Origin of the sequence: uncultured Dokdonia sp. (assembly GCF_947492815.1) — a bacterium.
GTDB lineage: Bacteria > Bacteroidota > Bacteroidia > Flavobacteriales > Flavobacteriaceae > Dokdonia.
Genome location: NZ_CANLOB010000017.1, coordinates 34,600 through 60,260 on the forward strand (window position 1 = coordinate 34,600; position 25,661 = coordinate 60,260).

A 25,661-nucleotide genomic window follows, 5' to 3' on the forward strand; every position below is an offset into this window, starting at 1 on the left:
ATTTCCCTTGCCTTGATAGAAGAATTTCATTTCAACATTTTCAATAGTATTATAGCTGTAGGTGTCATTCACGGTTTTTTTTTTAGTTTTTTTATTTTCTTTCGAAAGAAATACAATACAAAACTTCATGTTTTTTTAGCACTTACTGTGCTTGCATTATCACTTAATAATTTACAGTACTGGTTATATGATGTAGAATTATTAAAAAATTCACCCGTATTAACAAAAGCATATTTTCTATTTGAAATGCTTATTGGACCTTTTTTCTATTTATTTGTGAATGCATATTTACAAAAACAAATCTGCTTTAAAAAAGTAGCTTTAGTACTTACACCATTTGGAATAGCGACTATCTCTAGATTTATCTCCTATACTACTTTTCAAGAAGAAGTCTATAAAAGAGTTTATAATTCTTATTTAGAAATTGTCATCTTAATATTTAATATACTATTCTTGTTTCTCATTTTTAGGGCAATATTTATTTATGAAAAGAAATCAAAACTTCAAGATGGTAATAAAATAATCATTAAAACCGCATGGCTAAAAACAACATTATTTGTAGCATTAGGGACTATAGTGTTTTGGGTTTTAGGAAATCACTTCATAACATTACCTGGTTTTACTAGGTATTACCCACTTTGGATTACCATTTCTTTCTTAATATACTGGATTGCGTATGCAGCAATTTTTAAAGCAAAACTATTCAAAGAGCGAAAGGTAATTAGAAAAAAAGTAGCTATACTTGAACCAAAGTCCTTTATACAACCACAATCTTTAGTCAATTCGAAATCAGAAAAAAAGAAAACAAATAGTAAACTATACGCTGATTTTGAGCAACTCATTACAGAAGAAAAACTATACCTTAATTCACAATTATCACTAGACTATACAGCTACTAAACTAAACATAAGTGCAAATTATTTATCACAGATTGTAAATAATCATTCTAACTATAGTTTTACAGATTATATAAACCAACAACGTATAGGTCTTGCAAAACAATTATTAGTAGATCCTGAATTTGACAAGTATACAATACTTTCAATTGCACTAGAAACCGGATTTAACTCTAAATCTAGTTTTTACAACGCCTTTAAAAAAGTAACCCAAATCACTCCTACTCAGTATAAAAAATCTCAACTTAATTAATCTATTAAAAATTATTTTGAAATTCATTTACAACTAATTATTTTGATTCATTTGACATCTCTTCGTCAATTAGTGATAAAATGAATCTATAAATCTCATATTCATAAAGTGAAGATCTATAAATACTTAAAATAAGTAATTCTAAAGTATTAATCAATCCTAATTACTATACATAAATAGTATATAACTCTAATAAACAATGCTTTAAATAAAATAATAACTATACATTTCTTGCTATTATTTCATAATGTGCATCAACACCTATAAAGTTGTCCAATATTTTTGACTATCAAAGATATGAGACATCCATAACTACAAGTCAATGTAATATTGCAGTGTAATTAATTAAACATTAAAAAAGGCACATGAAAAAAATTACTTTATTAACTGTATTTATGCTATTTAGTTTTACCGCATTTGCGCAGCAAGGACCTTTTCTCTATCAAGTAGAAGCAAACTGGCTCGCTGAATGTGATACAGAAACACCATTAACGACAGAAGACTTTGAAGGATCTCCTAGTGGAGTAGCATTTTGTGGTCCAGAATTATCAAGCACCGTTTCTAGTAATTGTTTTCCTGACGGTGAACTAGAAGATGGTTTTACAATTACTATAGAAAATGACGCAAATATACTTTATGCTCCTCCAGGACAACTAGGATCAAATCAAGATGTTCCTACTATAGGAGCAGAAGGTAATACAGGAAACTTCACTATAGTTACATTTACAGAAGCTGTGACGCGTGTAGCTTTTGATATTTTTGGAGTTTCTAATACCAATGGTAATGGTATCATTCGAGTTTTTGATACTAATGATACGCTTCTAGAAACTTTTGACATCACATACATTGTATCAGATTTTGATTTCTTTGGAATTCATTCTTCAGAACTAATTGGAAGAATTGAACTGGAAGATGCAGATAATGGTGATGCACTTTTTGTTTCAAATCTACGTTTTGGAACTTGTCGTGTAAATGATGATCCAGCCACTGCAACTATGCTTACCGTAGGTGATGTTTTTGAAGATAATGTGATAGATGGTATTAATAATTTTGCATCAGATTCTCAGCTTGTAGATCCAACAATTCCGGCACCAGGTTGTGCCAGTTATAACGGCGGTGATGTTTGGTTTTCTGCTACTGTACCTGCAAGTGGATCTATAACAGTTGAGTCGCAATTTTCTGAAAATTCTGCTCTAGGAGATTCTGGAATTGCTGTATATACAGAAGATCTTACAGAAGTATTAGATTGTGATGATGATGACGGTGAGGGATTATTCTCATTAATCTCACTTACAGATCGTACGCCTGGAGAAATAGTACTGATACGTGTTTGGGAATTTGGAGGTAATGGTTTTGGAGAATTTATGATATCTGCTTACGATTTTTCTCCTCCACCTAACGACCTTATTGAAAATGCGATAGATGTAGATGAACTAGGATTCCCATATACAGATAACAATGTAAATTTTCCAGATGCTACAGGTGATTCAATAACTAACACTAATGGCTGTAGCGTAACAACTACTAGATCGGTATGGTACAAATTTACAACAACTGATGAAGGGACTATAACTGCAAATTTTGAAGATCCTACAAATAATGATAATAAAACTATTATATTTTATAGTGCTGCTGATGAAAACGCTACGTTAGATGATCTTACTTATGTTAATAGTGGCACCAATACTTGTGGTTTTAACCTAGAGGTATCCTTCGAAGCAGATGCAAATCAAACCTATTATGCTTTTGCACAAGCATCTACTTCAATACAGACAATAAATATAGACAGCGACGCTTTACTAAGCACAGAAGAAGCTACTATAGAAGGGTTCTCTTTCTTTCCAAATCCTGTAGAAGATATCTTGAACATAAATGCTACCCAATCTATAGAACAGGTCGTTATATATAACATTACAGGGCAAAAAATAGTAGAGCAAGAAGTAAATGCCACAAATACTCAGCTTTCTATAGGAAGGCTACCTACTGGAATTTATTTAATGACAGCAAGATCAGGAGCAATAACAAGTACATATAAAGTAATCAAAAAGTAATCACTAACCATTCTATTAATATCTCACTAAAACGAAACCCCTATTTGCAATAAATAGGGGTTTTACTATACATAAAAGTGTCCTGTATAATTTACTCTGTAAGTAAATGCAGACTAATATTCTTATTTCTTTAGGCTGTACTGTTAATTAGTTGCAATCAACTTATCCAATGTCTCACGCACTTCTGTGCTATTCCAATCGGCGGCGCCTTTTTCTTTGATAACGATTTTTCCCGTTTTATCAATGATATAATTGGTAGGTATGCTACGTTCAAAAAGTAATTCAGGAGTTTCCATTTCTGGGAAAACTGCTGGAATATTAAGTTGTTTACGCTCTAAAAAACGTTTTACTTTATCTGGTTTTTCATTTGTAATCAGTACAAAATCTACTTTATTTCCATAATCGGCATATAACTTTTCAATACTCGGCAACTCAGCAATACAGGGAGGGCACCAAGTAGCCCAATAACTTATAAATGTTACTTTTCCCTGCCCTATTTCAGCATTACGAGAAAGACCATCTATAGAAGAAACTTTATAGGTAAATGGCTCTAATTGTGCTTGGTCTGCTTTCGCGAAAGCGGAAGGAGAAAAAATTTGAACTTTCAATTTATTGATCGCAACTTGAATAGGTGTTCTTGTTTGCGGAATGATTAGCAATGCGATAATAACAAGAAAGAGTATGTTTTTTATAGTGAGTTTTTTCTTTTTCATATCATGTAAATTCTTATAGACCAAGATACATATTAATCAGTTTGTTTTAAACGGATTTCCTTTCCACTAAAGTCAAGCATATCTACCGATTTTAACTCATTTAAAATGGTGTTTAATGTAGGTCTTGAGGTCCCAATTAATGTAGCAATATCTTTTTGCGTATAGGGGTGGTTTATAACTGTATCTCCTGTTTCAGGACAGCAATAACCGTAATCGTCTTCTAATTCTTTAATAAATTCTAATACGCGTGTCTTTGTATCCTTAAAGAGTAATACTTCGAGACGTCTCTCTAATTTCTTGAATCGGATACCTAAAAATTTATACATTTTAAGACTAAACGTTTCATTATCTCTCATTAGGTCTTGCATCGTTGCTACAGGCACTGGACAAATAGATGTATTATGGTCTAATGATTGGGCAAATTCGGTTCGGTTTTCAACGCCAAGAATCGCTTTTTCTCCGAAAAGTTCTCCTTTGGTTAAAATCGCTTTGATGACTTCTTCACCATTTTCTCCATAATAGCCTAGTTTTACCTTTCCTTTTTCAATAAGGTATACCTTATTGGCATTATCATCTTCTGAGTAGATATAATCTCTCTTTTTATAGTGAGAGAATTTATGCGATTTTTTAAAGCGTTTAAATTTATGAGGGCATAGCAACCCAAAAACATTGACATCTTCAAGAAACCAGGTTTTTTTCATGTTGGGGAGTAGTTTTTCTTTCTGTCGATGAGTTTAGTAAATTCTTACAAAAAAAAGAGCCATCCATAAGGATAGCTCTTTTAATAAATTTATTGATAAAAGATTACGCCGCATTTTCCTTTTTGATAAGGTTTAAGGCACTTCCTTCATTATACCAATCTATTTGAGATTGGTTATAGGTATGATTTACTTTGATAGTATCTGCACTTCCATCGGCATGCACAACTTCAATTGTAAGTTGTTTTTCTGGAGCAAATTCATGTAAATCTACAAAGTTGAATGTATCATCTTCTTGGATTAAGTCATAGTCTGCTTCGTTTGCAAATGTAAGACCTAGCATTCCTTGTTTTTTCAAGTTGGTCTCGTGTATACGTGCAAAACTTTTTACAATCACAGCAGCTACTCCTAAATGGCGTGGTTGCATTGCTGCATGCTCACGAGAAGATCCTTCTCCATAGTTATGATCTCCCACCACTACAGTTTTGATTCCTTCAGCTTTATAAACACGTTGTGTATCTGGCACACCACCATACTCTCCTGTAAGTTGATTTTTTACGAAGTTAGTTTTCTTATTATATGCATTTACAGCACCTATTAGAGTATTGTTTGCGATATTATCTAAATGCCCTCTAAAACGTAACCAAGGACCCGCCATCGAAATATGGTCTGTAGTACACTTACCAAATGCTTTTATTAATAATTTAGCACCAGTGATCGTTCCTCCAAGAGGTACAAATGGTGTCAATAACTGTAAACGCTCAGAAGTTTCATTTACAACGACATTAATCTTACTTCCATCTTCTTCTGGAGCTAAGTATCCGTTATCTTTTACATCAAAACCTTTTGGAGGTAATTCCCATCCTGTAGGCTCATCAAACATCACTTCTTGTCCTTCTTCATTGATTAATGAATCCGTAAGCGGATTAAAATCTAAACGTCCAGCAATAGCAATAGCAGCTGTTAATTCTGGTGAAGCAACAAAGGCATGCGTATTAGGGTTTCCATCGGCACGCTTAGCAAAGTTTCTATTAAAAGAGTGTACAATACTATTTTTTGGTGCATTTTTCGGATCGCTATAACGCGCCCATTGTCCTATACAAGGACCACATGCATTGGTAAATATTTTAGCGTCTAAGTTTTCAAATACATCTAAAATACCATCTCTCTCTGCTGTATAACGTACTTGTTCAGAACCTGGATTAATTCCTAATTCTGCTTTCATTTTTAACCCTTTATCTAAGGCTTGTTGTGCGATAGATGATGCTCTTGATAAATCTTCATAGGAAGAATTTGTACAAGATCCTATAAGTCCCCATTCTACCTGTAGTGGCCACTCATTAGCCGTTGCTTTTTCTGTCATTGCAGGGCCTACAGATGTAGATAAATCTGGTGTAAACGGACCATTTAATAATGGACCTAACTCAGAAAGGTTAATTTCTATGACTTGATCAAAATATTGTTCTGGGTTTGCATATACTTCTGGATCTGCGGTTAAGTGTTCTTTCACTTGATTTGCTGCCTCAGCTACATCAGCTCTTTCAGTAGCCTTTAGATAACGTTCCATAGACTCATCGTATCCAAATGTAGATGTTGTTGCTCCTATTTCTGCTCCCATGTTACAGATAGTCCCTTTTCCTGTACAAGACATTGCAGTAGCTCCAGGTCCAAAGTATTCAACCACAGCTCCTGTTCCTCCTTTTACAGTAAGAATCTCAGCTACTTTAAGGATAACATCTTTTGGTGCAGTCCAACCGCTTAATTTCCCAGTAAGTTTTACACCGATTAGTTTTGGAAATTTAAGTTCCCAAGCCATTCCTGCCATCACATCTACAGCATCTGCTCCTCCCACTCCAATAGCAATCATTCCTAATCCTCCAGCGTTTACTGTATGAGAATCTGTTCCAATCATCATTCCGCCTGGAAATGCATAGTTTTCTAAAACTACTTGGTGAATAATTCCTGCTCCTGGTTTCCAGAAACCAATTCCATACTTATTAGATACAGATTCTAAGAAATTAAATACTTCACTACTTACATCATTAGCGTGCTTTAAATCTGTTGCTGCACCTTCTTTTGCTTGAATTAAGTGATCACAATGTACCGTTGTAGGTACAGCTACTTTGTCCTTACCAGCTTGCATAAACTGTAACAAAGCCATTTGTGCAGTAGCATCTTGACAAGCGATTCTATCAGGAGCAAAATCTACATAATTCTTTCCTCTCGTAAAGGCTTTAGTTGGTTTGCCTTCCCATAAATGAGAGTATAAAATCTTTTCAGAAAGTGTTAATGGTCTTCCTACAAGGTTACGAGCAGTATCTACACGTTCTGCCATTCTTGCGTAGACTCCCTTGATCATATCAATATCAAATGCCATATGCTTTTGTTGTATTAAGTTATTTTCGTATTACTAAGTGTTGTTTTCAGTCTCGCGAAATTACGAAATCAAAGCGACAAAGACAACAGTATAATTGGACGTCTACAAGAATTGAAGCTAACAGATTATTTAGGAAAAATAGCCCTTAATTTATGTGATAATCACAAAAACAGGTATGAAAAATTATAGAGTTTATAATTTATGATACCATATATGGGGTAAGGTGTTTTATACGCTTTCGCGAAAGCGTACTCGGAAAACACTCTAAAATCAGAGAAAAAAGTGTTAAAAAAGGCTTTTAATAATATCTTCAATACTCAATCCTTCAGCTTCTGCTTTATAGTTCTTGATTAATCTATGACGCAAAATACCTGTAGCTACCGCTTGTACGTCTTCTACATCTGGCGAATACTTTCCATTTACAGCCGCATGGGTTTTAGCTCCAAGAATTAAGTTTTGTGAAGCTCTAGGCCCTGCTCCCCAATCTATATAATCATTTACAATTTGTGCTGCAGCTTCTGTTTTAGGTCTTGTTTTACTTACCAATTGCACTGCATACTCTATCACATTATCTGCTACAGGAATACGACGTATTAACTGTTGGAAATTAATAATCTCTTGATCAGAAAAAAGCGAATTTACTGTAGGCTTATGGTCTGAAGTTGTAGCCTTTACAACATCTACCTCTTCTTGAAACGAAGGGTAATCAAGATTAATAGCAAACATAAAACGGTCCAATTGAGCCTCTGGTAACGGATAAGTTCCTTCTTGTTCAATTGGGTTTTGTGTCGCTAGCACAAAATAAGGTAAACTTAATGGATACCTGTTACCTGCTACCGTTACAATACGTTCTTGCATTGCTTCTAGCAATGCGGCTTGCGTTTTTGGAGGTGTACGGTTGATCTCGTCTGCTAGAATAATATTAGAAAACACAGGTCCTTTAATAAACTTAAATTGACGAGATTCATCTAAAATCTCTGATCCCAAAATATCGCTAGGCATTAAATCAGGCGTAAACTGAATACGTTTAAAATCTAATCCTAATGCAGTAGCAATGGTATTTACCATTAAGGTCTTTGCGAGACCAGGCACTCCTATTAATAAAGCGTGACCTCCGGAAAATATAGATAATAAGATTTCATTTATTACTTTTTCCTGTCCTACAATTACTTTTGCAATTTCAGCTTTAAGTTGTTTATGTTTTTCTACTAATTGATTTATAGCAGCTACGTCTGACATATGTTTTTATTTTTTCAACCAGTTATTTACATACTCACAATCACGATTATCTCCATTTACTTTGATGTAAGTCTCTTCTATTTTTTCTTTTTGCCACTCTGAGATTGCTTTAATTTGTTTTTCTCTAAGTGCTAATTCTTTAATCTTGATGTAGTCTTTAGAATAGTCTGCTTTATGCTCTTCTAATCTACTATTTACAGTTACTATTTTATATTGAGATTTACCTGTACGATCAGGATCATTAAACACGAGTGATACTTCTCCATCTTTTAAGTTATTTACTTTTGTGTACAAGGTAGGATCTAACTTGTTCAATTCAAAACGTTTATCTAATGTTACAGGATTTGTTAGTACACCTCCATCAAATTTAGTTTCTTTTTGATCTGAAAATTCTCTTGCAGCATTATCAAAAGTAAGTTCTCCTTGCTCAATGCGTTGTTTAATACGCTCAATTTTATCTTTTGCATCTTCTTCTTGAGCTTTATCTATTTCAGGTATTAATAAGATATGTCTAATTTCTAATTTATCGCCTCTAATTTTTTCTAGTGTTGCAATATGAAAACCATATTCTGTTTCAAAAGGCTCACTAACCTCTCCTTCTTGTAATCCAAAAACAACATCTCTAAATTCTTTTACTAATGGTGTTTTTCTATCTATTGTCATAAAACCACCATCACCACGAGAAGCTCCATCATCTGTATAGAGTACAGCCTTGGTAGCAAAACTGCTTCCGTTATCAATAATATCTGATCTAAATCCATTAAGACGATCTATAACGCGTTGACGTTCTTGATCTGTAGGCTTAGGTTGCACAACGATTTGTGCAATTTCAAGTTCTACTCCAAAAGTAGGTAGTTCATTTTCTGGTATACTTTCAAAGAAAGATTTTACTTCATCTGGAGTTACATCTACACTAGAAATTATTTTCTCATTCATACTTTCAGAAAGACGAATATCTCTACGTATTGAAAATAATTCAGCTCTTAACTCAGCAATATTATCTTTCTTATAGTATTCAATTACTTTTTGAAGAGACCCTAACTGTTGTGCAAAACGATCTATAATCTGATCTACTTCAGAATTTACCTGAGCATCATTTACAATGATACTATCTTGAATAGCATGATGTGCTAGTAATTTATCTTCCAATAATTTTCCCATTACTTGACAAGGTGTAACGTCTACAGAAGATTGTCCTTGACTTTTAATATCAAATAAAAACTTATCGATATCACTCTCTAAAATCAAATAATCACCCACGACACCTGCAACACCATCTACTTTAAATTTAGTTTTTGGATCTGTATTACCATCCTGCGCAAATAATGGCTGACATAAAAGTAATAGTACGAGCGTTTTAATTATAAATTTCAAATTTTTTGTTTTTAATAGCATCATCTTTAATCTCCTTTTCAAGTTGCTTTGTAAGTGTTAGCTTTCGCTTATTTCTAATAATTTGATCAATTGTTGGTCTTACATACGTTAAGGGAGCAATATCATTACGCGATAAAGTTTCCTTGACAGCGATCAAATATAAACCTAATGAATCTCGTAGTTGTAAGAAATTGGTTTTTTTTAACAATTTATCGGCATTTGTAGCATCTATAGGTTGAATACTGTTCTGTACAACACTACGTCTTACCCAAGTAGAATCATTTAGAAAGTAATTCTTAAACTGTAAACGTATAGAATCTAATACGACCTTATCTTCTTCTTTAAAATTTATAAAGAGTTTAGCTACTTCATTTCCATTATTATAATCTGTAGCTAAATGAATGTATCGTAGTTTTACCAGTTCTTCATTAAGCTTAAAGTTTTCTTTATTTTGATCATAAAACTGTGCTGCTTCTTGATCTGATACAACACTATCTAATCGCTGTTGTATTAATCTATCTTTATATAGCTTTATATATAAGTCCGTACGATACTCCTGTACTAATTTTTCAAATTTATCTTGTTCTTCTTTAGAGAGATTGAGTAATGCTCCATCTAACAACAGTCTATTGGTAGCCCAATCGTTAATGTAACTATTTACAACAGTAGCACTATCTAAAGAAAAATCTGTGTTTTCAAAAAGTTCGTCTATCTCAGATGAAAACAAATAAGAATCATTTACTCTTGCTACTGCATCTTGATCTGATGTTGTTTTATTAAAAAAGTCACACGAAATCACTAAAAAACAGCTTACAAATAGTACTATGTAGGATGATAATTTCATTTACTTAAGTGTCTTAATAAAACGATCTAATACAGTTTCGTTTACTTGTATTTTTGCATTTTCTTTAAGCTCTTGTAACCAAGTCTTTTCTATATGCTTTTGATAATCATTAATAACTGCGCCTCTCGTATCTTCAAAAGAAGGTATACTAGAAGGTAAGACATCTTCTACCTGGTATACAACATAATTGGTATTTAAGGCATACACATTACTAATCCCTTTTTTTGGAGTATACTCTGGCGCTATATAAGTACTATCGGTGGTAGCTACTTCGCGTTTTGTAAATAAGATATTTACTTTTTCATTTATATTGAACGTATCCTCAATTTCTTCTTGTGTCTTTCCTTTTTTTAATAATTTCTTTACTGCTGTAAGTGTTTTTTTATCGGAAGCAGTAATCATTGTCATTTTAACTGTTTCAGGAATTCTATAAGACTCTTTATGTTCTGTAAAATACTTTTGAACACCAATACTATCTGTTTTTGCTACTTCCCACACCTTTTTTTCTAATAACTCAAAAAGTAGTAATCCTTCTCTGTATTCTCTAATAAGTGCTCTAAATTCGGAATCTACATCTTCTAGATGATCTTCGTGATATTTTTTAATAGTTTTATTGGTCCAAATAAATGCTTGCTCTTTTATCAGTTGTTCTTTATTAGTATAAGCTCCTCCCCTTTGGAAACGTTCTAGATATTTACCAAAACTATCATAGGTATATAGTGTATCATTTAACTTTAGTGCTGTTGCTTTTTTATCAAAATCAGTAGGTGTATATTTCCATTTTCTAGATGTAAAATCTGCATTCGTAAAAATAGATGCAAAGTACTTTTGAAGTTCTATATTTTCATTCACCTCATATAAGACACGTAATTTAGCATCTAGTGAGTCTGATATTTGTTTAGCTCTGATATCTCTTTTAAGTTTTTCTTCTAAAGCATTACGTTCTTCTTCATAAGAACCTATTGGAAATCGTTGAATTAACTTTGCAATATGCCAACCAAATTCAGATTTGAAAGGTTGTGTATAGGTACCTTTTTCTTTAATATTAAAAACTTGTTCTTCAAAGATTTTACTACTTAACTGTCCAGATTCAAAACGGTCTAGCATTCCCCCTTTTATAGCAGACCTCTTATCATCACTATGTGTCTGCGCTAATTTTTCAAAAGACTCCCCTTGTTCGAGTAACGCGTATATCTCTTTAATACGCTTTGCAGGATTTAACGTAGTATCTTTCTGTTTGAGAGCAAGCATAATATGTGCAACTTGAATCCCTCCTCTAGCCTGACGCTTATCCGTAGTTTGTACAATATGATATCCAAATCTTGTTTTAAAAGGTTCGGAAACTTTTCCTTTTTCTGTAGTAAATGCAGCAGATTCAAATGGATATACCATTTTAAAAGCTTTAAACCATCCTAATTCCCCTCCATTAGATTGAGCTGATGGATCTTCACTATACTCCTTAGCTATTGCCGCAAAATCTTCTCCTGATACAATACGATTGCGAGCCTCTATAATTTTATTGTATGCTTTTAATGTATCTTGAGGTAAAGCGCCTGGATTATTTTTTACAAGAATATGACGTGCCTTCACTTCTGTAACTGTACGATCATATGCTTCTCTCACCAATGCCTCCGTAACATCTACATCTGTGAGATAGTTCTTAATAAGTTGCGCCCTATAGCCTTTGAGTTCTTTTATATAGTCAGGATTTTTATGCAATCCTTCTTTGTACGCTTCTTGTACTTTTAGTTTATATTCTTTAAAAAGTTCCAGATAAGCTCTAGGGTCTTTTTGGGCTTCATCCTGAACTAAACTAATATTTTTCAGGTATACAGCTTGAAATTCTTCTACAGTAATATCTTGTCCATTTATTGTCAAAAGGACATCATTATTGTGCTGTGCATAACACAGAGAAAAACTAAACAATAATAAAAAGGTATATAAATGCTTTATCATAACGTATATAAGGGTGTGCAAAAATAACAAATCTACAGTGGTACACAAGATTCATAACGAATATGAAAAGAGTTTCTTCTATTCAAAAAGAATACAGTCCTCTTTTTTCTGTATTTTAACCAAAATTATGATGCACAATGTCTACCTATTCATTTATTGAAAAACTGCGCTTTCGTTCTTTTAGGTCAAAAGCTATTCTTTCGTTTTTGACATTTTTAGCTTCTTTAATTATCTGGGTAGCCTCCTATTTTTATATCCATAGAAAAGATACGCTTTCAGATACAATCTCTATTGCTATACTAGACGTATCAAAACAGTTTAATGCAAATATTGATAATTATAACACCTTTTTTTATACGGGATATCGAGATGCGGCATTCTATGATAAATCAGAAGCAAGCTCTCTTTATACCTATCTCGCAAACTTACGGTCTATCCCTGAACAACTAGAAACGATAAAAGAACAAGCTTCTAGCATTGGTATTCCTCTTGATATTGAAACCATTACTTATAATTATAAATCGCTTCGCAAAGAAGTTCTTACGCTTGTCGCGAAAATGGAGCGTCGAGGTTATAAAAATTTCGGTATAGAAGGGAAAATGCAGGAAAAAGCGCAATTATTAACAACTAGCGATGATATCAATCAAACGAATATTTTAAAGCTTCGTAATTATGAAAAAGATTTTTTACTAAGAGGAGAAAAGCATTATTACAGTGATTTTAATTACCTATCCAGTCAATTACTCGAAAATTCACGTTTAAGTGATACTACTCGTATTTTATTAAGAGGATATCAAGAAGACTTCAGAACATTGGTAGTACTTAACGATGAAATAGGTTACTATTCTAGTAACGGTTTAAATGAAAAAATTAATAATCTACATAGCACCATCCAAAAAGATCTTTCTGACATTAGTGTGGCAACTAGCAAGGGGATAGAAACTAAAAAAACCACACAAATAACAGCAACGTCCATTACAAGTATTTTATTAGCATTCGTAATGGTATTACTTGTTTTTTACCTTTCTAAGAATCTAACCAAAGGGGTACAAACACTTAATGATAACATTGCCCAATTTATAGAAAGTGACTTTGAAGAAATTCAAGAAATACAATCAGATCATTCTATTTTAGAAATAGAATCGTTGTTTGCTAGTTATCAAAAATTAAAAACCACATTAATAAGTAATATCAAAGAACTTGAAATAACTGCAAAAAAAGCAACAGATAATGCCAACTATAAAACGCAATTTCTCTCTAAAATGAGTCATGAAATGCGGACACCACTTAATGGTATTCAAGGGATGTTACACCTTCTAAAATCTTCTGATGAATCTCCCAAAAAACGAGACGAATATATTTCTATCGTCGATAGATCTGTACATCAATTATCAGATTTAATAACAATGATTTTAGATCATTCTAGACTAGAAACAGGAAATTTAGAAATACAAGAACGCTCCGTAAATCTCGAACAGGACATCTCACAACTGATGCGTATTTTTGAGTATCAAGCTAAAGAGAAAAATTTAGATTTTGAATATTATAATTATAGTGATACAAACTATAATGTACATGTTGACTCCCTACGCATACAGCAAGTACTTATAAATTTAATGAAGAATGCTATTAAGTTTACACAAAAAGGTAAAATAGTAATTACACTAGAAGATCTTGAGTTTTCAAATGATATTCAACACGTGCGTTTTATTGTAGAGGATTCAGGAATTGGTATGGATGAAAAAGACTTTGATAGATTATTGGGGTCTTTTGAACAAGGAGATAACTCTAAAACACGAAAGTTTGATGGTGCGGGATTAGGGTTATCGTTATCTAATAACTTATTAAAACTAATGGGAAGTAAATTATGTGTAGAAAGTAGTCTTGGTAACGGTACTACATTTTATTTTGATTTATCTCTCAAAAAAGCAGAATCAAAAATTGGGAAAGAAGTTTCAAAGAAAATTGAAGTAGCGCTATCAAATAATCCGGAAAACACCCATGTATTGATTGTTGAGGATAATAAAATCAATCAAAAAGTACTTGAACGATTATTATCAAAACTTGACATTACTTGTGACATTGCAGTAAATGGAAAAGAAGGAGTCGCATTATTCAAGAAAAACACCTATAATCTAATTCTCATGGACATCAATATGCCTGTTATGGGAGGTATTGAAGCGGCTAAGCATATCAAATCACTTAAAAAATATAAAACCCAAACACCCCCTATTATTGCAGTCACTGCTGGAGCTACCATAGAAAGTGAGAGCTTTACTTCAGAAAATAGTCTTGATGAATTTTTAGGAAAGCCTATCGATTTTGATACGTTAAAAATGATCATAAAAAAATATCTAAATATTAACGATTCAAAAGATTCTCAATAATTTCACACAACCTTTTTTGTATTTCTACATCTATAAAGAAAATAATGATATGAAATATAAGATATGCATCATCCTATTAGCTATACTAGCTATTAGTTGTACTACTGATCAAGATTCAGAAGTAAGATTACGACTCGCCAATGTGAGCGACTTAGATTACACAAATATTACCATAAGAAATGGCGTTCCCTATGAAAATTTAGAAGCAGGAGCTATTTCTGAATATCAAGTTTTTGAATCTTCGTATAGCTATATGTATGTTCAACTAGTAATTGATCAAGACACCCTTGTTATACAACCTATTGACTTTGTGGGAGAATCATTTGTTCCTAGTGGTGATTACACTTATGAAATAAATGCAAATTTTGAAAATAATGACTTTGGTTCTTTAAATGCAGTTTTAGTAAGAGACTAGACTTATACGGTGACTTTTATATGATGCGATAGTGATGCTTTTTTATACGCTTTCGCGAAAGCATATAAAGCCATATTCCTACAAAAAAGGCAGTTTATTCTATTAAGTAAGTATTTTTCTGAAAACACTAAAGTAAATTCACTAATCACAAAGAGCAACTATAGTGTACTTTGAAAATTTTATACATAAGCATGGGATCCCAAAACGAGTTTGAGATAAGCGACTCGCAATCTTTCTCTAGCGCTTCACTGTTTCAAAACGTCAAGAATTCTTCTCATAAGATCCCAAAACGAGTTTGGGATAAGACATTCACTAATCACAAAGAGCGACTATAGTGTACTTTGAAAAATTTTATACATAATCATGAGATCCCAAAACGAGTTTGGGATAAGCGACTCGCAATCTTTCTCTAGCGCTTCACTTAGAGAAAGATGCTCGCTGCTTACATATTTCTTCGATACTGTCCTCCTACTTCAAATAAAGCACTTGTAATCTGTCCTAATGAACATACTTTAGTCGCTTCCATAAGGTGTTCGAAAATATTATCATTTTCAATAGCTGCTTCTTGAATTTTAGCAATTTCGCTATCAATTTTATCTGCTTTTGCCTTGTGTAAATTTTCAAGCATCGTGATTTGATATTGCTTCTCCTCTTCTGTTGCTCTGATTACCTCTGCAGGTCTTACTGTTGGACTTCCTTTACTACTTAAAAAAGTGTTTACACCAATAATAGGAAACTCTCCTGTATGCTTTAACGTCTCATAATACAAGCTCTCCTCTTGAATTTTACTACGTTGGTACATGGTTTCCATTGCACCTAAAACACCTCCACGTTCTGTAATACGATCAAATTCTATAAGTACCGCTTCTTCTACAAGATCTGTTAGTTCTTCAATAATAAACGAACCTTGAATAGGGTTTTCATTTTTAGCAAGTCCTAACTCTTTATTGATGATCAATTGTATGGCCATTGCACGACGTACACTCTCCTCTGTAGGTGTCGTAATTGCTTCGTCATAGGCATTGGTATGTAGTGAATTACAGTTGTCATAAATCGCGTACAATGCTTGTAGCGTTGTACGAATATCATTAAAATCAATTTCCTGAGCATGTAAACTACGTCCAGAAGTCTGAATATGATATTTAAGCATTTGTGCACGTGCATTGGCATTATACTTATTTTTCATTGCCTTTGCCCATATCTTACGAGCCACACGACCTATTACTGCATATTCTGGATCAATTCCATTGGAGAAAAAGAATGAAAGGTTGGGTCCAAACTTATTGATATCCATCCCTCTACTTAAGTAATACTCTACGTATGTAAACCCATTAGCCAATGTTAGTGCTAATTGTGTAATTGGATTGGCTCCAGCTTCTGCAATATGATATCCAGAAATAGAGACCGAGTAGAAATTACGCACTTTCTGTTCGATGAAATATTCTTGTACATCCCCCATGAGTCGTAATGCAAATTCTGTAGAGAAAATACAGGTGTTTTGTGCTTGATCTTCTTTAAGAATATCTGCTTGCACCGTACCACGTACTTGTGCTAGTGTTTCTGTTTTTATGGTAGCATACACATCAGCAGGTAATACTTGATCCCCTGTAACACCAAGAAGCATTAATCCTAATCCGTCATTCCCTTCTGGTAAATCTCCTTGATAACTTGGTCTTGTTTTTCCTTTATAGATAGCCTCAATCTTTGCATTTACTTCCGCTTCTAGATTGTGTTCTTTAATATATTTCTCACAGTTCTGATCGATAGCCGCATTCATAAAGAATCCTAATAACATAGGTGCAGGACCATTAATAGTCATACTTACCGACGTCATTGGGTGACTTAAATCAAATCCAGAGTATAATTTTTTAGCATCGTCTAGACAACAAATACTTACCCCTGCATTTCCAATCTTTCCATAGATATCAGGTCTATGTCCTGGATCGTTTCCGTAAAGAGTAACACTATCAAAAGCTGTACTTAAGCGCTTAGCTGGCATTCCCAAACTCACATAGTGAAAACGTTTATTGGTACGTTCTGGGCCTCCTTCTCCTGCAAACATACGTGTAGGATCTTCTCCTGTACGTTTGAATGGATACAATCCTGAAGTATACGGGAATTCTCCTGGTACATTTTCTTGTAATACCCATCGTAATACATCTCCCCAAGCTTCATATTTAGGTAAGGCAACTTTAGGTATCTGTGTATGTGATAGCGATTCTGTGTGGGTATCTATCTTAATCTCTTTATCTCTTACTTTAAAGGTATATACAGGGCTTTTATAACGATTTACTTTTTCTTCCCATCCTGTAATAACTTCCCAGTTATAAGGATCAAGATCTAATTTTACACGATCAAACTGTGCTACCAATAATTTTAATAAATCCTTATCTTCTTGAGATACTTCTTCTGAAGCTTCAAAGGTTACTCCTGATTTATCTAATTCAGGTTTTGCGTTGAGTAGCGTCTCAATGGTTTTATATATACCATATAAACGTTGTGCTGTTTCTTGTTGTGCTTTCGCGGAAGCGTCATACCCCCTATTACTTTCTGCAATCTCACTTAAATAACGTGTACGTGCAGGTGGAATCACAAAGATTTTCTCACTCATCTCTTTACTAATCGTAAAGGTAGATTCCAGATTAGCTTCATTCACCTCATTTACTTTCTCCATAATCTTCTTATAGAGTGTATTCATACCTGGGTCATTAAATTGAGAAGCTATGGTTCCAAAAACAGGTAAATCATCTTGATGCGTGTCCCAAAGATTGTGGTTACGCATATATTGTTTTTTGACATCACGAAGTGCATCTAAAGAACCTCGTTTATCAAATTTATTGATCGCTACTAAGTCGGCAAAATCAAGCATATCAATCTTCTCTAACTGTGTAGCAGCACCAAACTCAGGTGTCATTACATAGAGTGAGGTATCTGAATGTTCTAGAATTTCAGTATCAGACTGTCCAATACCAGAAGTCTCCAAAATAATAAGATCATACTCTGCTGCCTTTAATACTTCGATAGCTTCTGCTACATATTTTGAAAGTGCAAGATTACTTTGGCGTGTTGCTAAAGAGCGCATATATACTCTTGGAGAGTTAATCGCATTCATACGAATACGGTCTCCTAATAAAGCGCCTCCTGTTTTACGTTTAGAAGGATCTACAGAAATAAGACCTATGGTTTTTTCTGGAAAATCAATCAAAAACCTACGTACAAGTTCGTCAACCAATGAAGATTTACCTGCACCTCCAGTTCCTGTAATCCCAAGTACAGGTGTAAGTGATGTTTTATTTTTTGTATGGATAATATCTAAAGCTTCTGCTGCTACCTCTGGAAAGTTTTCTGCTGCAGAGATCACTCTTGCTATAGCTCTAGGGTTTTTATCTGTTAAATGGTTTACTTCTCCATTTAATTGATCTCCTACTGGAAAATCAGATTGTTGTACAAGATCATTAATCATCCCTTGTAATCCTAGCTCACGTCCATCATCTGGAGAATAAATACGAGTAATCCCATACTCCATTAATTCTTTAATTTCTTCTGGAAGAATAACACCTCCTCCACCTCCGAAGATTTTTATATGCTCTGCTCCCTTTTCTTTTAAAAGGTCATACATATATTTAAAGTACTCATTATGTCCACCTTGATACGATGTTAACGCAATGGCATTGGCATCTTCTTGTATAGCCGTGTTTACAACTTCTTCTACACTTCTATCATGTCCTAAATGAATCACCTCTACGCCAGTACTTTGAATAATACGACGCATAATATTGATGGCGGCATCATGTCCGTCAAAGAGGGAGGCTGCAGTAACGATTCTTACTTTATATTTTGGAGTATATGGTGTAGCTTGTTTCATCTTCAAAAAAAGGGTGTTTTATGCTTGCAAATTTACGTAATATTCAATAAAAATGCTGATTTATTTATAATAACTAAAAAAGTAGCAAAGCAAGAAATATTGGTTTTGAAATTTAAAAACACGTCCAATATTACAAGACTAAGAAAGTAGTTGTATCTATGTGGTAGAATTCTTTATTTTCTAGCATTTATGTTTATCCTATTATTCATTATTTCTTTTACCATCGTAAGCATTGTATTTACTATAGGAAGTTATCTTACCGCGCTATCATTTGGCATTCACATCAAGAAGATTTGTATTTGGTATGATTACCGCTTTAGTATCTATAAATTTAAGTATAAAGAAACTGAATTTGTCATTGGATGGATTCCTACAGGTGCTTACATAAATTACAAGCAATCATTTCCTGATGAACCATCTACTCCTAAAGATTTTAACTCTTTATCTCCTTATAAGAAATTACTACTAACGCTTTCAGGTCCTATAACGGGCTTAATCGTAGGTATTTCTATATATGCTTTATATACGAATACAGTACTTATAATAACAAAAATAATATTTGGTGTTATCGTAACACTCGCTGTTTCTGGGGTACTACTTTTCATAGCTTCTGTTATATATAAAAAGATCATTTTAGCATATATACCTATACTTGCTGAAAAAGCTTTTATCATTTTTATCTTATTCACATATATTCATTTTTATGTGTTTATGTTCTTTTCTATACCAAAAACATTTCCCTTTGTAGATATATTTATAAATGCTATGTCTGGAGATTATGCCTCGCTTTATCTAACAAGCGGCTATTCTGACAAGCTCTTTATATTCATGATTACATTTACTAGTATTTTTTTCTACTTAATGGTCGTGACTCCATTCTTAGGTCCGCATAGTTTTTATATGATAGAATACCTGTACACTATTATTACCGATAAAAAGTTTTCTGAAAAAGCATTAGAAAGAGGAGGATTGTTTTTTTCATTAGTGAGTTGGGTGATCTATCTGATTATTTTTATTAATCTCGTTATTGACTACTTTAAAATTTAGAAAACCTTTGTGTATTTTGAATAGATTTCTTGATTTTCCCCTTCCCAGAAGGGTGAATCGAAGAAATCTTCATTACTTCTTTTAAGATTTGAGGTAAATAATAAAGATTGACAGGATAATATGCCGATTGTTTTATCAAAATGTACAACAGGCCTACCTTTAAAACATCACATACTTACAATCCAAAAATGGCCCCTTGATGCGCAAAACGATACCCTTCTTCTTCTAAAGCTACTCGTTTGGAATTTTTAGGATATAATGCAGGATTAGAATGATTAAAGTGTATAAAAATCACTTTTGACTTTATTGCCTTGTTCTCTTCGCTAAAAAGTGCTGTTGTTTCATCTATGAAGGGATGTGGAACTTCACTCATGGGCCTTGGGATTTCTCCTTCTGAGAAAAATGTTGCATCTATAAATGCATAGTCTACTTTTTTTACTTCTTCTACAATAGACGTTTCCCATACAGACCATTTATTAATATCTGGAATGAATAATGCTGTTTTTTCAGGACCTTCTATACGGTACCCGACAGTTTCAGAAAACTCATCTCTATGTGGCACTAGGAATGGGGTTATTTTAAGCTTTCGCGAAAGCGTAATAACACGATCTCCTTGTATAGGATGAATCATTATATTATTTAAGTCTACTAACTGGCTCCACGGACCATTTGTTTCTAAGAATTTTTTCATTTTTGGCATCGCATATACTGGAATTGTCTTACTTCCCATAGCCTCTCTACCAAAATGCATAAGTCCTGTATAATGCCCCATATGGGCATGTGTCAAGAAAACGCCATCTATTATTGTGTTTGTAGAAATGGCTTCATCTAGCATATGTAATTGTTGTGGCATATCGGGTGTAGCATCAAATAGATATTTCTTTTGCTGTTCTCTATCTATAAGTCCAAGACTTACTACGAGTTCTTTTGTACGTACATTAGTAGCTACATCTTTAAACTCACTTGGATTATTGATATGAGGCATACCACCATCTTGTGCAATTCCTAATACTTTTATATATACCTCATGTTCTATTTGAGATGGTATCGTTTTTTGTTTGTCTTCATGACTATCTCCACAACTCAAAATGAAAAGTGATATAGGTATTATCAAAAATCTTAAATTCATATCTTTACCAAAATTATATCAAAGATACCCAAATGAAAAAGTTTATCGCCCTATGTATGGTCATCTGCCTAAGTTCATGTGCAGAGTTACAACAAGTAGTCAATAACCTTCCGCAAGATGGAGGTAATGTATTATCACAATCTCAAATAGGTAATGGTTTAAAAGAAGCATTACAATTAGGAATTGATAAACAAGTATCAAAACTTACAGCCAAAGACGGTTTTTATAAGAATCAATTAACTAAAATATTACTTCCTGAAGAGTTACGAAAAGTAGATAAGACATTAAGAGATGTAGGATTAGGAAGTCTTGCAGACGAAGGCCTGAAAGTGTTAAATAGGGCCGCAGAAGATGCTGTAAAAGAGGCAACTCCAATTTTTATAGATGCTGTAAAAGGAATCTCATTTGCCGATGCAAAAAATATCTTATTAGGGAATGACAATGCAGCAACACAATACCTAACTTCAAGAACTGAACAAGCTTTATACAATAAATTCAATCCTGTAATTAAAAATTCTTTTGGGAAAGTAGGTGCTGATCAAATATGGGAAAACCTTATCAATAGATACAATAGTTTACCACTAACTAATAATGTAAACCCTGATCTTACAGATTATGTTACCCAAGAAGCATTAAAAGGTGTTTACAAAATGATTGCTGTTGAAGAAAAAGAAATACGCACAAAATACACCTCAAGGACTACAGATCTTTTAAAACGTGTTTTTGCATTGCAAGACTAAAAGTATATACTATACACCTAAAAAAGGGTTGTACAATGGATTGTACAACCCTTTTTTATTGCGATGACGCCACAGTATACGTCTCTTTTCTTATACATTTTAGAATGTACAAGTATTTAATTTTAAACTATTAAACATCTAACTGTCAATTTTTTACGTAACTTTAATATACCTCAATTACGAACCAAAGACAAACCAACCAATGACAACTACTTCAAAACATATTCAGTTTAAAGAATATTTGGAACGAAAGCATAAACGACTTATTGAAGAAGCCTACAATGTTAGATATACAGATTCAAGCTTAAGCGATGTTCTTACCTATGAAGCACTTAAGCTAGATCAGAAGTTAAAATTTTTACAATTTTAATTTCTGAGATATACGACCAATTATCTTAAAATTACTGTACTAGAAATGAAATATTAGTAAAAGTTCCATTAGTTAATGTTACCATTTCTCCGTCTATATTTGTCGCTACTCCATTAAATGTTCCAGAAATTATTTGATTTTCTATATCTAGATTTGTTATTGTTATTGTCCCAGTAGGGTTTTCTGAAATAGCAGATAAAAAATTATTATATTGGATATTGTTATTATTTTCAGAAACTGAAAAAATTCCTTCTGTAAGTAATGGATCATCAAAGTTAATACTTCCAATTTCAATACTTACTAAATCAAATGTTGTTGCAATTACTGCTGTTAATCTAATAAAACGACCTTCGCTTAATAATAAAGCTGTTTCAATATTATTACTACTGAAATTTTCTCCATTTACATCTACTGTAATGGTATTGTCAGCAAATTCATTTGGAGTAATTGAAGTGTCATCATCAGAAGAACAACTAGCCACAATCAAACTACTAAAGAGTAATAAGTAAAAAATATTTTTTTTCATTGAAATCATAGTTTAGTTAATTAAAAAAATTATAATTGTTTACGTAAGCTTTTAAAATAATCAAACGCTCCTAGTAGTCTACTTCCATACCAAGAAAAATATTCTCCATCTACCAGCACTATTTTTGCACTGGTGTGTGGTACTAATTCTTTTATATGCTTTTCAGCGAAAGGAAATGGCTCTGAAGATAAAAAGACATAATCTAATTCCTGTAGCTGTTCTAGTTGAATTTCTGGATACCTTCCTTCTATTGCCTTAAAGGCATTATTAAAGTTACAGACTTCTAATAAGTAATCAATAAAGGTATCATTCCCAGCAACCATCCACGGCTCTCTCCAAATAAAATAGCCTACATTTTTAATGGATTTATTTTGAGGAAGCTCTTTTAAAAAATTTTGATACTTATGCTGAATATTTAGAACTAAGGCTGACGCTGTATCTACTACTTTAAAAATAGCACCATACATCGTTATAAGTGAAAGCGCATCCTCTAAGTTTTTAATATCTGAAACATGCACCGGAGCAATAGCTTCCATATCACGTACAATCTGTTCTGTATTTTCTTCTTTATTACAGAGAATGATATCAGGTTGTAAAGCGTTCACTTTATCAATATGAAGTTGCTTGGTACCTCCTACAACCGTTTTTTCCTTGACAAGGCCCACTGGATGCACACAAAATTTGGTAAGACCAACAATATGGTCTTTCAGTCCTAAATCAACAAGTAATTCTGTTTGACTAGGCACTAAAGACACAATACGTACTGGTACTTTAGAAAACTGAAGTAATCTTCCAAGTTGATCTGTATACTCCATATAAAAGGATTAATTAGCTTCTTGAAGAATCGTTTGCATAGCTTGTTGCATACTTTTTGCTGATGCACGTGCAGCTTCTGCAAAATCTTCTTCTTGAGATTTATAAATAATCCCTCTAGAAGAATTTACTAAAAGACCAATATCTTTTGTCATTCCATACTTACACACTTCTTCAAGGCTACCACCTTGTGCACCTACCCCAGGAACTAATAAAAATGCTTCAGGAATTATAGCACGTATATCCGTTAGGTATTCTGCTTTTGTAGCACCTACTACATACATCAAACGATCGCTATTTTCATACGTTTTTGAGGTTTGTAGTACTTTTTTGTAGACTTCTTGGTCTCCAATTTTCTGTGTTTGAAAATCAAATGCGCCTTGGTTAGAGGTCAATGCCAATACAATCGTATGTTTATCTTCAAACGCAAGAAACGGCTCTACAGAATCACGCCCCATATAGGGAGCAATGGTCACCGAATCAAACTGAAGCGATTCAAAAAAAGCTTTAGCGTAACGGGTTGAAGTATTTCCAATATCACCACGTTTTGCATCTGCAATGGTAAACTGCTCTGGATAGTTGTCATTCAGATAATTAATAGTTTTCTCTAATGACTTCCAGCCTTCAATCCCATAAGCTTCATAAAAAGCTATATTAGGTTTATACCCTACACATAGATCATGAGTTGCATCAATAATTGCTTTATTAAAAGCAAAAATAGGATCTTCTTCTTCTAATAAATGCTTTGGGATTTTATCCAAATCGGTATCTAATCCTACAATTAGAAAAGATTTCTTTTTATGTATTTGACTAACAAGTTCTTGAGTGGTCATTATAATTCGCCTTCGTTTGCTTTTAACTTCTCTGTATTTTCTACCAATTGTAACTCATCTAATATCTTCTGGATATCTCCATTTACAATATTTTGAAGATCATACAATGTCAATCCAATACGGTGATCGGTTACACGCCCTTGTGGGTAATTGTAGGTTCTAATCTTTGCACTACGGTCTCCACTACTTACTTGGGAGTTACGCTTTGCAGCATCTTCTTCTTGTTTCTTAGCAAGCTCAAGATCATACAAACGTGAACGTAATACTTTAAAGGCTTTTTCTTTATTCTTATGCTGTGATTTTTGATCTTGACATTGTGCTACCAATCCTGTAGGAATGTGTGTTAATCGTACCGCTGAATAGGTGGTGTTTACCGATTGTCCACCAGGTCCTGACGAACAGAAAAAATCAATACGTACATCTTTCATTTCGATTTGCACATCAAACTCTTCGGCTTCTGGTAATACCATTACGGTTGCTGCACTCGTATGTACACGTCCTTGTGTTTCTGTTTGTGGTACACGTTGTACTCGATGTACACCTGCTTCAAACTTTAAGGTCCCATATACATCTTCACCTGTGATTTCAAATTGGATTTCTTTAAATCCACCTGAAGTTCCTTCAGAAAAATCTACAGTACTATGGCTCCATCCTTGTTTTCCATCTACATACTTGGTATACATTCTATACAAATCTCCAGCAAAAATACTCGCTTCATCTCCTCCCGTTCCTGCACGTATTTCTACCACAACATTCTTTGCATCTTCAGGGTCTTTAGGAATCAGCATCATCCTGATTTTCTCCTCAAGTTCTGGAATCGCAGATTTTGCTTCATCCATTTGCATTTTAGCCATTTCGACCATTTCTGCATCACTCCCATCTGCTAGAATCTCTTCTGCTTCAGAAAGATTGTCGGTATACTCTATATATTTTGCACGCTCATCCATAAGAGCCCTTAGATCCTTATATTCTTTATTGAGTTGTACATATCGTTTTTGATCAGATATAATATCTGGCTGAATGATTAAATCACTCACTTCATCAAAACGTTGTTTTACTATCTGTAATTTTTCTAACATAATTGCCTTCTACTTGTCGCGAATTTACAATTTTCAATTGATATTTTCTTTGCGTA

General features: G+C 33.4%; 20 protein-coding genes. 7 read left to right on the top strand and 13 right to left on the bottom strand.

Annotated elements, in window-relative coordinates:
• Window positions 1–12 precede the first annotated feature (12 nt).
• Together Q1A01_RS15110 and Q1A01_RS15115 are read left to right on the top strand one after the other, a co-directional pair.
• Window positions 13–1,149: a helix-turn-helix domain-containing protein gene (locus tag Q1A01_RS15110; RefSeq protein ID WP_299682630.1), complete on the top strand. Its 1,137-nt coding sequence runs from the start codon at window positions 13–15 to the stop codon at window positions 1,147–1,149.
• A 365-nt stretch (window positions 1,150–1,514) separates the two neighbouring features.
• On the top strand, window positions 1,515–3,200 hold the full coding sequence (locus Q1A01_RS15115) for a T9SS type A sorting domain-containing protein (RefSeq protein ID WP_299682632.1): 1,686 nt from the start codon (window positions 1,515–1,517) through the stop codon (window positions 3,198–3,200).
• A 143-nt stretch (window positions 3,201–3,343) separates the two neighbouring features.
• Here Q1A01_RS15115 and Q1A01_RS15120 read toward each other — a convergent pair whose 3' ends face one another.
• The 7 genes from Q1A01_RS15120 to Q1A01_RS15150 form a co-directional block, all read right to left on the bottom strand.
• The gene (locus Q1A01_RS15120) at window positions 3,344–3,913 is read right to left on the bottom strand and encodes a TlpA disulfide reductase family protein (RefSeq protein WP_299682635.1); all 570 of its coding nucleotides are present in this window, start codon (window positions 3,911–3,913) and stop codon (window positions 3,344–3,346) included.
• 32 nt (window positions 3,914–3,945) lie between these two features.
• Entirely contained in the window at window positions 3,946–4,614 is a 669-nt protein-coding gene (locus tag Q1A01_RS15125) for a Crp/Fnr family transcriptional regulator (RefSeq protein ID WP_299682638.1), read from the bottom strand.
• A gap of 103 nt (window positions 4,615–4,717) precedes the next feature.
• Window positions 4,718–6,988, bottom strand: coding sequence for an aconitate hydratase (locus tag Q1A01_RS15130; RefSeq protein WP_299682641.1), 2,271 nt, complete (start codon window positions 6,986–6,988; stop codon window positions 4,718–4,720).
• Window positions 6,989–7,273: 285 nt separating this feature from the next.
• Complete coding sequence (locus Q1A01_RS15135) at window positions 7,274–8,227, bottom strand: MoxR family ATPase (protein WP_299682644.1); 954 nt, start codon at window positions 8,225–8,227, stop codon at window positions 7,274–7,276.
• A gap of 6 nt (window positions 8,228–8,233) precedes the next feature.
• A complete protein-coding gene (locus tag Q1A01_RS15140) occupies window positions 8,234–9,601 on the bottom strand; it encodes a peptidylprolyl isomerase (RefSeq protein ID WP_299682647.1) in 1,368 nt (455 codons plus the stop codon).
• A complete protein-coding gene (locus Q1A01_RS15145; protein ID WP_299682650.1) occupies window positions 9,585–10,445 on the bottom strand; it encodes a peptidyl-prolyl cis-trans isomerase in 861 nt (286 codons plus the stop codon). Before Q1A01_RS15145 ends, Q1A01_RS15140 begins: the two co-directional genes overlap by 17 nt.
• A complete protein-coding gene (locus tag Q1A01_RS15150) occupies window positions 10,446–12,401 on the bottom strand; it encodes a peptidylprolyl isomerase (protein WP_299682653.1) in 1,956 nt (651 codons plus the stop codon). It abuts the gene before it with no gap.
• A 137-nt stretch (window positions 12,402–12,538) separates the two neighbouring features.
• Here Q1A01_RS15150 and Q1A01_RS15155 point away from each other — a divergent pair, with 137 nt between their 5' ends.
• Both Q1A01_RS15155 and Q1A01_RS15160 read left to right on the top strand, forming a co-directional pair.
• Entirely contained in the window at window positions 12,539–14,788 is a 2,250-nt protein-coding gene (locus Q1A01_RS15155; RefSeq protein ID WP_299682655.1) for an ATP-binding protein, read from the top strand.
• Between the two features lie 49 nt (window positions 14,789–14,837).
• Window positions 14,838–15,203: a hypothetical protein gene (locus tag Q1A01_RS15160; protein WP_299682658.1), complete on the top strand. Its 366-nt coding sequence runs from the start codon at window positions 14,838–14,840 to the stop codon at window positions 15,201–15,203.
• 442 nt (window positions 15,204–15,645) lie between these two features.
• Here Q1A01_RS15160 and Q1A01_RS15165 read toward each other — a convergent pair whose 3' ends face one another.
• The gene (locus Q1A01_RS15165; protein WP_299682661.1) at window positions 15,646–19,068 is read right to left on the bottom strand and encodes a methylmalonyl-CoA mutase family protein; all 3,423 of its coding nucleotides are present in this window, start codon (window positions 19,066–19,068) and stop codon (window positions 15,646–15,648) included.
• A 189-nt stretch (window positions 19,069–19,257) separates the two neighbouring features.
• Here Q1A01_RS15165 and Q1A01_RS15170 point away from each other — a divergent pair, with 189 nt between their 5' ends.
• Window positions 19,258–20,115: a site-2 protease family protein gene (locus tag Q1A01_RS15170; RefSeq protein ID WP_299682664.1), complete on the top strand. Its 858-nt coding sequence runs from the start codon at window positions 19,258–19,260 to the stop codon at window positions 20,113–20,115.
• A 175-nt stretch (window positions 20,116–20,290) separates the two neighbouring features.
• On the opposite strand, the gene Q1A01_RS15175 is transcribed toward Q1A01_RS15170, so the two are convergent.
• Entirely contained in the window at window positions 20,291–21,244 is a 954-nt protein-coding gene (locus Q1A01_RS15175; protein ID WP_299682667.1) for an MBL fold metallo-hydrolase, read from the bottom strand.
• Window positions 21,245–21,276: 32 nt separating this feature from the next.
• Between Q1A01_RS15175 and Q1A01_RS15180 the strand changes: the two genes are divergently transcribed.
• Window positions 21,277–21,984: a DUF4197 domain-containing protein gene (locus Q1A01_RS15180; protein ID WP_299682669.1), complete on the top strand. Its 708-nt coding sequence runs from the start codon at window positions 21,277–21,279 to the stop codon at window positions 21,982–21,984.
• Window positions 21,985–22,186: 202 nt separating this feature from the next.
• Window positions 22,187–22,354, top strand: a complete 168-nt coding sequence (locus Q1A01_RS15185; protein WP_299682671.1) for a Lacal_2735 family protein — start codon at window positions 22,187–22,189, stop codon at window positions 22,352–22,354.
• Between the two features lie 31 nt (window positions 22,355–22,385).
• On the opposite strand, the gene Q1A01_RS15190 is transcribed toward Q1A01_RS15185, so the two are convergent.
• From Q1A01_RS15190 to prfA, 4 genes are read right to left on the bottom strand one after another with little or no spacing between them, the layout of a single operon-like run.
• Window positions 22,386–22,880 (bottom strand): hypothetical protein, encoded by a 495-nt coding sequence (locus Q1A01_RS15190; RefSeq protein WP_299682673.1) that lies wholly within the window; start codon window positions 22,878–22,880, stop codon window positions 22,386–22,388.
• A 29-nt stretch (window positions 22,881–22,909) separates the two neighbouring features.
• Entirely contained in the window at window positions 22,910–23,695 is a 786-nt protein-coding gene (locus tag Q1A01_RS15195) for a helical backbone metal receptor (protein WP_299682675.1), read from the bottom strand.
• 9 nt (window positions 23,696–23,704) lie between these two features.
• Complete coding sequence (gene pyrF / locus Q1A01_RS15200; RefSeq protein WP_299682678.1) at window positions 23,705–24,526, bottom strand: orotidine-5'-phosphate decarboxylase; 822 nt, start codon at window positions 24,524–24,526, stop codon at window positions 23,705–23,707.
• Entirely contained in the window at window positions 24,526–25,605 is a 1,080-nt protein-coding gene (gene prfA / locus Q1A01_RS15205) for a peptide chain release factor 1 (RefSeq protein ID WP_299682680.1), read from the bottom strand. The genes pyrF and prfA overlap by 1 nt, the downstream gene beginning before the upstream one ends.
• Window positions 25,606–25,661 lie beyond the last annotated feature (56 nt).